The sequence below is a fragment of the Novosphingobium sp. GV079 genome, assembly GCF_003058045.1.
GTDB lineage: Bacteria > Pseudomonadota > Alphaproteobacteria > Sphingomonadales > Sphingomonadaceae > Novosphingobium > Novosphingobium capsulatum.
Genome location: NZ_QBUE01000004.1, coordinates 381,586 through 394,812, shown reverse-complemented (window position 1 = coordinate 394,812; position 13,227 = coordinate 381,586). Strand labels below are relative to the sequence as shown.

9 protein-coding genes are annotated in these 13,227 nt (G+C 66.2%); 5 read left to right on the top strand and 4 right to left on the bottom strand.

What is annotated here, in order from left to right; translation table 11 throughout:
• The first annotated feature begins 187 nt into the window (after window positions 1-187).
• The 4 genes from C8K14_RS07770 to C8K14_RS07755 all read left to right on the top strand — a co-directional run bounded on the left by C8K14_RS07770 (window position 188) and on the right by C8K14_RS07755 (window position 5,248).
• Window positions 188-874, top strand: coding sequence for a response regulator transcription factor (locus C8K14_RS07770; protein WP_022676752.1), 687 nt, complete (start codon window positions 188-190; stop codon window positions 872-874).
• On the top strand, window positions 855-2,225 hold the full coding sequence (locus C8K14_RS07765; protein WP_233250959.1) for a FecR domain-containing protein: 1,371 nt from the start codon (window positions 855-857) through the stop codon (window positions 2,223-2,225). The genes C8K14_RS07770 and C8K14_RS07765 overlap by 20 nt, the downstream gene beginning before the upstream one ends.
• The gene (locus C8K14_RS07760; RefSeq protein WP_233250958.1) at window positions 2,222-4,474 is read left to right on the top strand and encodes a CHASE2 domain-containing protein; all 2,253 of its coding nucleotides are present in this window, start codon (window positions 2,222-2,224) and stop codon (window positions 4,472-4,474) included. The genes C8K14_RS07765 and C8K14_RS07760 overlap by 4 nt, the downstream gene beginning before the upstream one ends.
• A gap of 75 nt (window positions 4,475-4,549) precedes the next feature.
• The gene (locus C8K14_RS07755) at window positions 4,550-5,248 is read left to right on the top strand and encodes a hypothetical protein (protein ID WP_133726777.1); all 699 of its coding nucleotides are present in this window, start codon (window positions 4,550-4,552) and stop codon (window positions 5,246-5,248) included.
• Window positions 5,249-6,052: 804 nt separating this feature from the next.
• Here C8K14_RS07755 and C8K14_RS07745 read toward each other — a convergent pair.
• Window positions 6,053-6,313, bottom strand: coding sequence for a hypothetical protein (locus C8K14_RS07745; RefSeq protein WP_062784780.1), 261 nt, complete (start codon window positions 6,311-6,313; stop codon window positions 6,053-6,055).
• Between the two features lie 146 nt (window positions 6,314-6,459).
• Here C8K14_RS07745 and C8K14_RS07740 point away from each other — a divergent pair, with 146 nt between their 5' ends.
• Window positions 6,460-7,536, top strand: coding sequence for a putative zinc-binding metallopeptidase (locus C8K14_RS07740; protein WP_107716232.1), 1,077 nt, complete (start codon window positions 6,460-6,462; stop codon window positions 7,534-7,536).
• Here C8K14_RS07740 and C8K14_RS07735 read toward each other — a convergent pair.
• From C8K14_RS07735 to C8K14_RS07725, 3 genes are read right to left on the bottom strand one after another with little or no spacing between them, the layout of a single operon-like run.
• Window positions 7,529-8,320 (bottom strand): GDSL-type esterase/lipase family protein, encoded by a 792-nt coding sequence (locus C8K14_RS07735; protein ID WP_231627581.1) that lies wholly within the window; start codon window positions 8,318-8,320, stop codon window positions 7,529-7,531. The genes C8K14_RS07740 and C8K14_RS07735 overlap by 8 nt on opposite strands.
• Window positions 8,317-9,789, bottom strand: a complete 1,473-nt coding sequence (locus tag C8K14_RS07730; protein ID WP_107716230.1) for a carboxylesterase/lipase family protein — start codon at window positions 9,787-9,789, stop codon at window positions 8,317-8,319. Before C8K14_RS07730 ends, C8K14_RS07735 begins: the two co-directional genes overlap by 4 nt.
• Window positions 9,789-13,220, bottom strand: coding sequence for a LamG-like jellyroll fold domain-containing protein (locus tag C8K14_RS07725; RefSeq protein ID WP_107716229.1), 3,432 nt, complete (start codon window positions 13,218-13,220; stop codon window positions 9,789-9,791). Before C8K14_RS07725 ends, C8K14_RS07730 begins: the two co-directional genes overlap by 1 nt.
• Window positions 13,221-13,227: the final 7 nt, after the last annotated feature.

Here is a 13,227-nt window from a genome sequence, read left to right as displayed (position 1 = left end):
CTGTGCAGACGGTTTTGGCAGATGTCATTCCGGGCGATAAAACACCAGATCGCCTTTGTCTGCCGACTTCAGCTTTCGGGCATGCTGTAAAACATTGCAAAGGGATTTTGCGCTATCTCGCTTTGCGCGCAGGCATTGCTAAGGAGGCGGTTGGTCGCCTGGGAATTGCGGGCGCAGAAGGGCCGCCGTGCGCATAGCGATTTTGGAAGATGACGTGGCCTTGGCCGGGTTGGTGGAAATGACCCTGGCCGAGGCGGGGCATAGTTGCGAGGTGTTCGGCGACGGGCAGGTGCTGACGCGCGCCCTGCATCGGACCACCTACGATCTGCTGATTCTCGATTGGAACGTGCCCGGCATGACCGGGCTTGCCATCATCGAATGGACACGCGGCAACCTGGAAGTGCCGCCGCCCGCACTCATGCTCACCAGCCGCTCGGCCGAGGAAGACATCGTGGCCGGGCTTTCTGCCGGCGCAGACGATTACGTGATCAAGCCGGTGGCGCCGGCCGTGCTCAAGGCGCGGGTCAACGCCCTGGTGCGCCGCGCCTATCCTTCGACCAGCCCCATGGTCGAACAGTTTGGCCCCTACAAGTTCGACACGCGCGCCGATACGGTGGAGCTGGAGGGGCAGCCGGTTGCCCTCACGGCCAAGGAATTTGCGCTGGCGCTCCTGCTCTTCCGCAACATGCACCGCGCCTTGTCGCGCGCCTATATCTTCGAGGCGCTGTGGGGCCGCAATCCCGATCTGCCCACGCGCACGCTGGATGCGCATATCTCCAACATCCGCACCAAGCTCAACCTGCGGCCCGGCAATGGCTTCAAGCTGGTGCCGATCTATGCCTATGGATATCGCCTTGAAGCGCTGGCTGCCTGACGCCGTGGCCCGGCCACGCCTTGCGCTCGCCCTTGCGCAGTCGCTGTCGCTGGCGGCGTTCCTGGCGCCTTGCGCCGCGCACGCTGCATCAGCGCCCGACAATGCGTTGTTGACGCCCGCCCCGGGTGACATGGTGCGGTACCTCGTGCGGCCGGGTGACAACCTGTTCCGCCTCGCCAGCGACTATCTGATTCGGCCCGAGACCTATCGCTCCGTCCAACAGCTCAACCGTGTAGCCGATCCGCTGCGCCTGCCCATTGGCAAGACCCTGTTGATACCGCGCGTGCTGCTCAAGCAGGAAGCGGTGCGCGGCACGGTGTTGAGCTGGCGCGGCGCGGTGCGCATCGATGGCCGGCCGGCGGCCAATGGCATGCCAGTGACCGAGGGCATGCTGCTCGAAACCGGGCAGCGCTCGTTTGTCACCGTCACGCTGCCCGATGACACGAGCATCGCGCTGCCATCGCAATCGGCCGTGCGGGTGCGCCGCCTGCGCAAGGTGGTGCTGGATCGGCATGTGGAGCGCCTGTTCGCGATCGAGCGGGGCCGGGCGAGCGCCGCCGTCACGCCGATGACCGATCCGGCCAGCACGTTTCAGTTCGCCACGCCCGGCGCCGTCACCTCGGTGCGCGGCACCCGTTTCCGCATGAGCTACGACGCCGATGCGCACCGTGCGACGAGCGAGGTGCTGGAAGGTAAGGTCGGGTTCGATCCCCAGGGGCGCAGCGCGCAGGTGCTGCCTGCCGGCTTTGGTTCCGCGAGCGATCTGGATGAGCCGATCGCGCTGTTGCCGCCGCCGCTGCTGGCTGATGCGGCAGCCCCGCAAACCGGAGCGGATCTGCGCTTTTCCTGGCAGGCCTTGCCGGGCGCGCGGGCCTATCACCTGCAACTGGCGGCCGATGCCCAGTTCCTCAAAGTGCTGGATGAAACCGTCGTGGCCGGATCTTCGGCGCAATTGGCGGGTCTGCCCGATGGACGCTATTTCGTCCGCGCTACCGCGATCGATGGCCATGGGCTGGAAGGCAAGCCGGCCCTCGCCGAATTCGAGCGGCGGCTGGAAAACAGCCTGCGCCTGTCGGTGGAAGAAAGCTGGAATGGCCCGGTGCGCCAGTATGTGTTCCACTGGGACCCGGCGCATGAAAGCCGCGCCACCTTCCGCTTCCAGTTGGCCAAGCCAGGCCGCGAAGACCGTCCGACGATCGACCGAGCCGGTCTTTCCAGCCACGCCTTGGTCGGTCTCGCTCTGGCCCCCGGCCGCTATCGCTGGCGCGTGCTGATGGACGAGATCATCGACGGGCATACCGTGTCGCGCTGGACCGATTATCAGGGCGTGCGGATCGAGGCATCCTGGTGAGCCTGGGCCATCAGCTGAAACTGCGCACGCAGTGGTGGCTGATCCTGCTGGCGGCAAGCGTGCTGGTCATCGTGCTGACCGCCGACCGCACGATGCTGCGGCTCGACAATGCATTCTACGATCGCCTGCTGCAACTGGGCGCACCGGCGCCGGGGCAGTCGGTGCTGATGGTTGAAATCGACGATGAAAGTATTGCGCGGCTGGGACGTTGGCCCTGGAACCGGGGCATCCATGCCGCGCTGATCGACCGGATCACGGCGGGGCAGCCGCGTGCAATTGCCTATGACGTGCTGTTTACCGAACCAGGCGATCCGGCCGTCGATGCGCTGCTGGCCGGCTCGATCGCTGCGGCCCGGCCGATCTTTCTGCCGATGGTGCCGCCCGCGCCCGGCCTTTCCGGTGTGGCCGCGGCTCCTGTGCTGCCGATCGCGCCCGTGCGTCAGGCCGCAAGCGGCATCGGCTATGCCACGATCGATCCTGACGCCGATGGCGTTGTGCGGTCTGCCACGGTTGCCGCCGGGCCGGCGCAGCACCTCATGGCCCTGGCCGCGTTGGCTGCCACCAGTCCGGCAATACCCGCTGATCATCTTGCGATGCCGGTCGGCGCGCGCTTGATTCCGTTCGGCGCTGGCGGCGGGCACTGGCCGGGTGTTTCGGCCGCGGCCGTGCTTGCCGGGCAAGTACCGCCCGAACTGCTGCGGGATCGCGTGGTTCTGGTCGGCGCCACTGCCACGGGGCTCGGCAGCCGCTATCCCACACCCACCGGCAGTGTCATGTCTGGCCTGGAAATCGAAGCCAATCTGGTGAACGGCCTGATCAGCCGCACGATGATCCGCCCGGCCGGCATGCCGGCGCGGCTTGGCCTGGGACTGATGCCACTTTGGGTGCTGATGATCGGCCTGGGTCCATGGCGACGGATGCCGGCCATGGTGGTCTTTGCTCTTTGCGCTGGCGTGGTGGTCGCGATCGCGGCGCTGTGCCTCTTGGTGTGGCGCTTGTGGTTGCCGCCCGGGGCGGCGCTCGCCGGGCTTGCCGTCGCCTATCCCCTGTGGGGCTGGCGACAGCTTGCCGTGATCGAGCAGTTCATGCGCGTGCAGTTGTTGCGGCTTGAGCAAGAGCCATCGATACTGCCCCGCGTGGCCTTGGTGGGGTCGGTCAAGCACGGTGTCGCCGGCACGATCGCGCTGTTGCATGCGGCCATCGCCCGCAACCGCGAGATGCAGCACTTCGTGGCCGATCGCCTGGACCAGTTGCCCGACGCCACCCTGGTGGCCGATCTGCCCGGCCGCATCGTGATGGCCAACGCCGCCGCCCATCGCCTGTTCACCACCTTTGGGCATCCGATTATTCCCGGCGCTACCCAGGCCCAGGCCCTGCTATCGGCGGTCCGCCTGGTTGGCAGCGGCAACCCGGTGCCATTCCCGCCGGAAGCGGAAGAGCCTGCGACACACGAAGTACAGCGCGATCAGGCGCATTTCTACCTGGTGGGCATGGCCCCACAGACGCAGGCCGATGGCCAGCGTGCCGGCTGGATCATCCGGTTTGTCGACATCAGCGAGTCCAAGGCCGCGCAGCGCCAGCGTGACGACGTGGTGCAACTCCTGACACACGACATGCGCTCGCCCCAGGCCTCCATCCTGGCGGTGCTGGAAACCGCGCCGGCCGATCGCATCGCTCCGGTAGAAGCCAGTGCCATCCGCCACTATGCCGAGCGCACACTGCGCCTGGCCGATGGTTTCGTGCAACTCGCCCGCGCGGAATACCTTGAGTATACGCTGGAAGAGGTCGAGTTGGGTGACATGCTGATCGACGCGATCGATGATCTCTGGCCGCAATCGCGCGCCAAGGCGATCGAGATCGTTACCCATGGCGAGGAGCAGATGCTGGTGATGGGGGAGCGATCCCTGCTGACGCGCGCGCTGGGCAACGTTATCGGCAATGCCATCAAATACAGTCCCGATGGCACCACCATCACCTGCACGCTGACGCGCCAGGTCCGTGCCGATGGCAGCGCCTGGGGTCTGTGCACGATCGCCGATCAGGGCTGCGGCATGGACGAAGACCTGCGCGCGCGCATGTTCGAACGATTTGCCCGTGGCCCGGTGGGGCTGGGGCCCAAGACCAGCGGCGCGGGTCTTGGCCTCAGCTTCGTACACACCGTGATGGTGCGCCACCACGGTGTGATTTCGTGCGAGACCGAGCCGGGCAAGGGCACCACGTTCACGCTGGCGCTGCCGATCAAGGATTGAGCGGCTGGACCCCGGCTCATGCCTGGTGTTAGCTTTGGTCGCCTTAGGGCCAGTTCCCACAAAGGGGAGGCGTGCATGCGGTTGGCGATCATGCTGGCGATGGCGATTGCGGCTGCAAGCACGCCGGCCTGGGCTAAAGACTTGCCCGTGCCCTTCGTGGGCTGCCGGTCAGACGGGCAAACCGGCCCGCTGGCGGCACCAAGGAATGATGACCATGCCCCTAAAGTGCCGGCGCAACTGGCACCACGGCTGGCCTGGTATGCCAGCAATACCACCGGCGGCGTTCTGGCACCGCGCGGTTGGCGCTGCTTTGAACTCTATGGTTCCAACGGTTCCGTGCTGATGCTTTCGCCCACGGGGCTTGGCGCCGATCCATTTTCGGCCAAACTGATCGGGCCCGCCATCCAGGTCAGCATCTCGCTGGGCGATACGTCTGGCCGGTTCGAAGCGGCGCGCATTGCGGCCCGCCTGTTTCTCGATCGCAAGGCTTTCGTGGAATCCGTCATAGCGGAGGGTATCGCGCCGCGTCGCCAGTTCCCTTTCGGCCCCTATCCGTATGATCGCATCCAGCGGGTAAACCGGGATTATGTGACGTTCGAAACCCCCGGCCACCGCGAAGGCCTTGGCACCATGACGCGCCTGCGTCCATCGGCGGACCCTATCAGGGGGCTGGTGTGGATGGATGCTGACAACAACGCCACCGTGCTGGCGGTGCGGCTCGCGCCGGCACAGCGGGATCTGGCAAACTATATCATCGCCGCGATGATACCGTGATAGCTGTAGGCCTGAATTTGCGAAGCGGCGAAGGTAGCATAATCTCTCCAGGCAGAAGTAGTGCCACAGCATTGGGTCCAGGGTTGACACATTACTGGTCACGGCAAGGCGTGTTACGTCAAGAGCATGTTGACTTCGATGATATGGGGCATTGCGATTTTAGGCGCCAGTGCATACTGCTTGGCGAAAGCCATCGCTGATTTTCGCGCGCGCAAATTCGTCTGGGGTGCTTTAGGCCTGGTAAGCGAGGTGGTGTTCTGGATGCTCCCGATCCAGACACTTCAGGTCATTGTCACCTTGCCCGAACCCCGACCTTAGCTGTTTTCTCAATTCCGGTTTGCGTCGTGGTGGTGCGGCACTGGTTCACGCTATGTCCTTGTCATAGCCTGTTACGCAAACATCTGGCAAACCAGCGCTTTGATCCCGTGTACCGATAACAGGCGGTTGTTGTCGCGTTGCGTCAGCCGTGCGTCACGAGCCAGGCTGCAACCAGCATGGCGCCCCACAGCGCAGTGTTGAGCGCGACAATATAGGCCAGCTTTCGGCCATTGGGTGCTTTCGCGCGCGATGCCTGGGCTTCGTCCGCGCGGGCGTGTGCCCACCCTGTGCTACGCCAATCCGTGCCGTGCCAATCCGTGCTGTGCATGCTTGTAGACACTACCGATACCCCGATCCATCCCCTCCGATTGCCATCGCACATCGGCCCGGCCCGCGCTTGTAAAGGAATGTCAATTTCGGATCATTCGACCGCGAACATCATCCGATCAGGAGCAGTTTGAATGAGCGCTGCGCCAGCGTGGCCGTTCAGGCTGGTGTTTCCACCAGTTCGGCTATCTCGAACCTGTGGCTTTTCCAGCCGCGCATGCGTGCTGCCTCGCGCGTCGGGGCCTCCTTGCGGCGCGCCTCGGCCAAGGATCGGGTGTGGCCCCAGAATACCTCGGTCTTGCCGTTTTCCAGCTCCGCCACGATCCGCCAGTAATGGGTAAAGCTGTCGGTGGTCGGGCCGATCGTCTTGACGTAGCCATCGGGCATCGTGGCAGTGAGATAGCGGCGTTTCTTCTTCATCGCAGCGGCCTTGTGCCCAAAGCTACGCGCCATCGCAACCGCGCTGCGCCGGCAAGATCGGCGGGCCCTTGGAACCAGGGCAGGTACGCGGCGTAGTGCTGGCAAGGCAAGCCGCCTGTCACTCCCCGCCAAGCCCGGAGCCAACGATGCGCCCGTTTGCCTGCCCTCAATGCCTGCGCCTGAATCACTTCGAAGTGCGGGTCTGCCCTGCCTGCACCGCAACGCTGGGTTATGACCCTGCGATCGACCGCTTTCGCTATCTGGCGGAAGAGGGCACCACGTGGAAGGATCGCACCGAGACTTCGGCCGATCTGGTGGTCTGCGCCAACAACAACGATTTCGGCATCTGCAACTGGCTGACCACGCGCGATGCGCCGGGCGGCATGTGCCGTGCCTGCCGGCACAACCGCACCATTCCCGATCTGGCCGATCCCGCCGTGCCGCCGCTGTGGGCCAAGGTGGAAGAGGCCAAGCGCCGCCTGTTCCACACGCTGATCCGCCTTGGCCTGCCGCTGGAGACCAAGGCAGAGGAAACGCCGGAACGGCAGGGGCTGGCTTTCGATTTCCTCTATGGCGAGCCTGGCGCTGCGGGCAGTGCCCCAAAGATCATCACCGGCCATGACGAGGGCCTGATCACGTTGAACGTGGCCGAGGCCGACGATGCGCATCGCGAGCAGGTCCGCCTCGACATGGGAGAGCCCTATCGCACTTTGCTCGGCCATTTCCGGCACGAGGTGGGGCACCATTTCTGGTCTCGCCTGGTCGCGACCGATCCCGCGACACTGGAGGCCTGCCGCGCCCTGTTCGGAGACGAACGCGCCGATTACGGTGCCGCGCTCGCCGCGCACTATGGCGGTGGCGCGCAGCCGTGGACCGAGGACTTCGTCAGCGCCTATGCCACCAGCCACCCGTGGGAGGATTTTGCCGAAACCTTTGCCCACTACCTGCACATCGTCGATGTGCTGGCAACGGCGCGGGGCTTTGACCTGTCGCTCACGGCGTTTGGCGGGCATGATGGCGACGGCCAGGTGGCGGTGGAGTTCGATCCCTATCGCGCCGATGCCGCCGCGCTGGCGGCGGAAATGGCGCCGGTGTCCTTTGCCATGAACGCGGTGAACCGGGCGATGGGGCAGGCCGACCTCTATCCCTTCCACTTGTCTGACGCGATCATCGCCAAGCTGTCTTTCATCCAGCAAACCGTGGCAGCCGCGCGGGTCAGCTAAAGCCTTTCGCTGCCAGAATGGGCGAGAGCACCTGCTCCATCACGGCATAGCCGGCCTCGGTCGGGTGCACGCCGTCATAGGCGAGGCCCGGCCGCATGCCGCCCGCGCCATCCTGCATCGCGCCGTGGTAATCGACAAAGGTGTGCCCGTGCGTGGCGGCATAGCTGGCCAGCCACTGGTTGATCGCCGCAATCGGGGTCACCGTATCCAGGCCCGGGCGCCAATAATACCGTGCAGCCGGTGGCACCGAGGCCAGCAGCACGGCAATGCCGCTGGCCTTGGCGAGCATGGCCATCGCCGCGAGGTTGTCCTGCGTCTGCTGCAGGGTCATTGGGCCGGTGTTGCCGGCAATGTCGTTCGTACCGGCCATGATGTGCACCGCGCGGGGCTTGAGCGCGATGACGTCGGCCATCATGCGCAGCACCATCTGCGGCGTGGTCTGGCCGCTGATTCCCCGGCACACGCGGCCCTCTGCCGCAAAGAAGGCGGGGTGCTTGTCGGGCCAGCCCTGCGTGATGCTGTCGCCCATGAAGACCAGCTTGACCGGCGTGGCGGCGGCGGTGATGCGTGCATTGTCTTCAGCATAGCGGGCGAGCCAGGGAAAATCGGTCAGCCGCCGCCGCTCGTCATCGGTCAATGCCACGGCGGCAGGGGGTGGCACAGGGGTGGGGGAAACGGGTGCCACGGCTTGCGCCGCGCGGGCGGCGGTGCTGGCGCCAGCGACACCCAGCGGCGCCGTTGCGATCAAACCCAGGAAGCGGCGGCGATTGGCAGGAATGGTCACAGATAGCGGCTCCAACGGCAGGGAAGGTCGGCCAGCGCCTCGCCAGTGCTGACGCCTTGCGGGCTGATGACAAGATGGGTGCGCTTTGGCGCATAGGCTGGCCATCCCGCGAGTGGCGCGCCATGTTGCGCCAGTGCGATCCAGTGGGCTTGCAGCGTGCTGCCATCGGCCAGCGGCGTGGCATTGTGGATATAGCCGATGTCCGCGCCGTGGAAGCTGCGCGCGCCACCTGGCCCGATATCGAATTCGTACCGCCACACCGGCCAGCCATGCGCGGCCAGGAGATCGGCCATGCGCCCGGTGGGGCAGCGGAACAGAATGTCGGTGGCGATCTGCAAATCGCGGCTGCCCAGGCGTGGGTCTTCGGGCGGATCGGGTTGATCCAGCCGATAGAATGCGCGCGCCTGCGCTTCATTGGGGCCAAAGGCCATGGCCACGTTGGCATCGCGATGCGGGCGGCCACCGGGCAGGCCAAATTCCGCGCGATTGGAACCCATGATCACGGGCCGGGGCGGGGCACTGGCCATCAGGGCTTCGGGTGCGGCTGGAAGCACGGCGCCATCCACTGTGGCGCGCAGCCACATGAAATCGTCGCTTTCCAGCGCGCTGTCGTGCAGCGCCTTGTCTGCATCGAGCAGGGCATGCGGCGATGCCGCGCGCAGCGGCGCGGCGCTGCCATCAGTGCCCAGTTGGGCGTCGAGCTGGTCACCCAGGCGCAGCGCCTCGGCCAACGGGCGCGGCGGCAGGCCAAAGCCAGGGGTGCCGCTTTGCAAGGCGGCGGCCTGGAACAGGCCGGGCGTTTGCGGGCTGGCAAGGAGATAGCCCACGTCTTCGGCGCCGGCGCTTTCGCCAAAGATCATGATCCGAGTGGGATCGCCGCCAAAGCGGGCAATATTGGCCTTGATCCAGCGCAGCGCGGCGATCTGGTCCATCAGGCCATAGTTGCCGGTCTTGCCATCGCGCTCTGCCGCCAGCGCGCGGTGCGGCAGAAAGCCAAAGATGCCAAGCCGGTACTGGATGGCCACCAGTATCACGCCGTGGCGCGCCAGGTCGCTCAACACCGTGCCCCCGGCCGATCCCGCGCGGTTGCTGCCGCCATGGATCCACACCATGACGGGGCGCTTGCCCGCCAGCGCCGGGCTGGCGATATCGAGCGTGAGGCAATCCTCGTTGCCGCGCACATAGTCGGCGTGGTTCCAGCCGTAATCGTTTTGCAGGCATGTTGCGCCTGGCGCGGTGGCGTCGCGCGGGGTCTGCCACGCCGGCGCCGGCTGCGGCGGTTGCCAGCGCAGCGGGCCTAGTGGCGGTGCGGCATAGGGCACGGCGCGAAAGCGCGTCACGCCATCGGCATCGGCCGTGCCGACCACCGGCCCGCTTTGCGTCAGCGCGACAGGGTGCCCGGCGCCGGGCGCTGCCCATGCCGGGGAAGCAGCCAGCGCCAGCGCGGCCAGGCCATGCCGCAGCCGCATTACTGCGACAGACCCTGTTGCGCGGCCGGCACGTTCCACCCTTCCAGCGTCACCGCCGCCGCCGTGCCGGCGCTGGCCGGCCAACGCACCGTGATGGTGCGGCTTTCGCCCGGCATGACCGCAACATAGTTGTCGCTGTAATAGGCCGGCAGGATGCGCTTGCCAGCCGCATCCACCAGCGTGGCGCGGGTGTTGAGAGCCGGCGTGCTGCTGCTGTTGGTCAGCGTGATGGCCATTTCCCGTTCGCTGCCGCTGTCCTGCGGGGCGCCGGTCTTGATCGCGAGCGGCGCGGCGCCCATGGCATTGAGCGCGCGATAGGCATCCTCGTCCTTGCCGCGCCAATAGACCGTGTCGCTGACCGCCTTGCCGGCACGATCGGTGATCTTGAGGCTGACGAGCACCATCGGCGCCGACGCAAAGATCGTGTCGAGCGGCAGGGGTTTGAGCGTGGTATCGCGGTTGGCCAGCGCGTCGGCACGGTCGCGCCGCGTGAACAGCACCTTGCCGGCCAGGTCTGTCACCGTGCTGGTCACCGTCAGTCCCCTGGCATCGTCCTGCGTGGTGTTGACTAGCACCAGCGCATTGTCGGGCAGGTTGAGCTGCGCGTGCAGCGGCCGGGCGGCACGCTGCGCGCCGTAATAGGCGGCGTGGGTGTCAAAGTCAGAGCTGTAGATTTGCCAGGCGTTCGATGGCCAGGACGGATGGGTCATCCAGAACAGGCGCCCGCTGTTCTTGGTCCAGAGATGGCCCAGGAAACCCTCGATCATGGCCTGGTGGGTTTCCAGGTTCATCATCTGCGCCTTGCGCTCGAAATCGGCAAAGCTGGTGGCCGTGCCGAACCGGCGGTTCAGGCTTTCCATGAACGTCTTGGTGTCGCCGTTCCCTGAAAAATGCCAGTCGTGATAGGCCAGCGTATCGCTCAGCGGCCAACGATCGGCCTCGGGCACATATTGCGCGATCGCGGCTGCCGTAGCCAGCGAGGGCGTGCCGGTTTCAACCGAAAAGCCGGTGGCCAGATCGGTGAAATAGCCCTGCGGCTGGCGATAGTTGTAGGGGCCCGATCCCTGCAGGTTCACGGTGTTGGAGCTGCCGGTGTACCAGCGGGTGCCGTCCAGCTTGAACAGCAGGTCGTCCAGCCCTTCGTTCAGCGTGGGATAGGGCACCCCTTCGTTGCGGCCGAACCAGATGATGATCGAGGGGTGGTTGCGATAGCGCTTCACCACGTCTTCGGCATTGGCCAGGAACAGCTGTGGGTCTTGCGGCTCCACCTGGAAATTCTGGGTCGATTGCCAGAAATCGTTGAGCACCATCATGCCGTACTCATCGGCCAGGTCATAGAATTCCGGCTCGGTGCTGGTGCCCATCCAGTTGCGGATGATGTTGAGGTGGGCTTCCTTGTGCAGGCGGAAGGCCGGCTCCAGCCGTTCGCGCGAAACGCGCTTCATCGCATCGTCCATGCCCCAGCTGCCGCCGCGCGCGGCGATCTTCACGCCGTTGACGCGGATCGTCAGATGCGGTTCGGGCAGCGTGTCGGCCGCGCCCAGCGCTTGCACACCGGACGAGGTTTCGCCGGCCGGCGTGAGCGATTCCACCCAGCCGCGCGGGGTTTCCTTGATCGCCTCGTGGCGCACGTCGATCAGCTTGGTGCCGGCAAGGCGCCCATCGGTGGGTTGCACGTTGACCCGGCGCAGCGCGCCGGCATGATCCATCAGCGAAAGGTCATAGGAAACCTCGCGAATGCCAAAGCGCGTCTCGGCACGGTCAGACACCGCGCCATCGACCGTGGCGGTGATATGCAGCGGGTGCAAGGCCTGCTCGCCATAGCCGTTGGGCCACCACAGGCGCGGGTTCTTGATGCGCAGTTGCGGGAAATCGGCGGGGGTAAAGCGCACTTCGCCTTCACCGGGGGCAAGCGTGACGCTGCGTTCGACGCTGACATCGTCAAACGCGGCGCGCACCGTCACCGTGCGCGGTGTCGTGCCATCGTTGCGCAGGGGCACGGTAATCAGCACGTCAGCGCTGTCGGTGCGGGGCAGGGGCAGGTCGGTCACCACCTGGCTGTCGAGCAGGCGCACATCGCCGCGTGCGCGCAACTGCACTTCCTGCCACAGCCCGGTGTCACGATCGCGAATGCCCGGAATCCAGTCCCACCCTTCGGTGGCCACGAACGTGGGGCCATCGATCGCCAACTGGCCACCGTTTTCACCCACGCCGGCGGCGATCGACTGCTCGTGCGGAATGCCCGGATGCGGCGGCGGCGAAACCCGCACGGCGATCACGTTTTCGCCGGCCACCGGCACCAGCGTGAATTCGCCGCGGGCAAAGGCGCCCTTGGTCTGCCCCAGATTCTGCCCGTTCACCCAGATTTCGGCGGCATAGTTGATGCCGTTGAAGCGCAGCGCCAGGCGCTTGCCCGCCGCATCCGCCGGCACGGTGAAGCTGGTGCGATACCACCAATCCTGCCGCGCCAGGCTTTCGGGAATGCGCAGGTTGTTGAGCCCGTAATAGGGATCGGGATAGACCCCGCGATCGACCAGCGTGGTCAGCACCGTGCCCGGCACGGTCGCTGCGCGCCATTGGCCCTTGGGCGTGCCGGGGCGCGAAAGCGTGGCCCCATCGGCACCCGGCACATCGGGCGCGCCAGCCAGTTGCCAGCCGTTGATCCGCCACACGCCATTGGCCAGCGGCTGAACCACGGCGGCAGCCGGCACGGGCTTGGCCACCGGTGCGGAGAAGCCGCCCTTGGCCTGGGGCAGTGTCCAGGGATCCTGCTGGCGCCAATAGCCGGTGTTGGCGGTCTTCTGGAATTCCCAGCCAACCCCCACGTGCCACATTTGCACCAGATCGAAATCGGGCCGTGCGGCAAACAGCGCCTGCACGGCGGGCAGCGGTAGCGCACCATCCTCGATCCGGGCGTCGACCAGGTCGCCGCCAAAGTGCGGCGCGCCGGGCATGGCGGGGGCGACGGCCAGGCGGGGCGCCAAGGCACCCGCATCGGCCAAGCCGCCGCGCGCCACTTCCTGCCCATCGACATAGAGCGTGGCGCGTTCACCATCCCAGCTGGCGGCCACATGGCTGAACCGCCCGGCGACAATCGCACGGGGCGCCACGATCATCGCCGATCCGATCCGCAGCGCCGGCTTGCCATCGATCAGGGCCAGGCAGCGGCAGGCCGTTGCCGGATCGCCCAGCGACAGCAGCACCACAGTGCCGCTTTGTATGGCCTGCGGGCGCACCCAGGCGGCCAGGGCCGTGGGGGCATGCGGGGCCAGCACCGCAGCCGTAGTCGGCACCTCGCGGGTGATGCCGATGCCGCCTTGCATCAGGGCAGCATTCCACGGGCCGCCGTTGGTCACAGGCGCAGCACCCGCGACCGGGGCCAGCATTCCACCCAGAATCGTGGCAGCAAGCAGGCTTGTGGCAAAACGCATCGAAAAT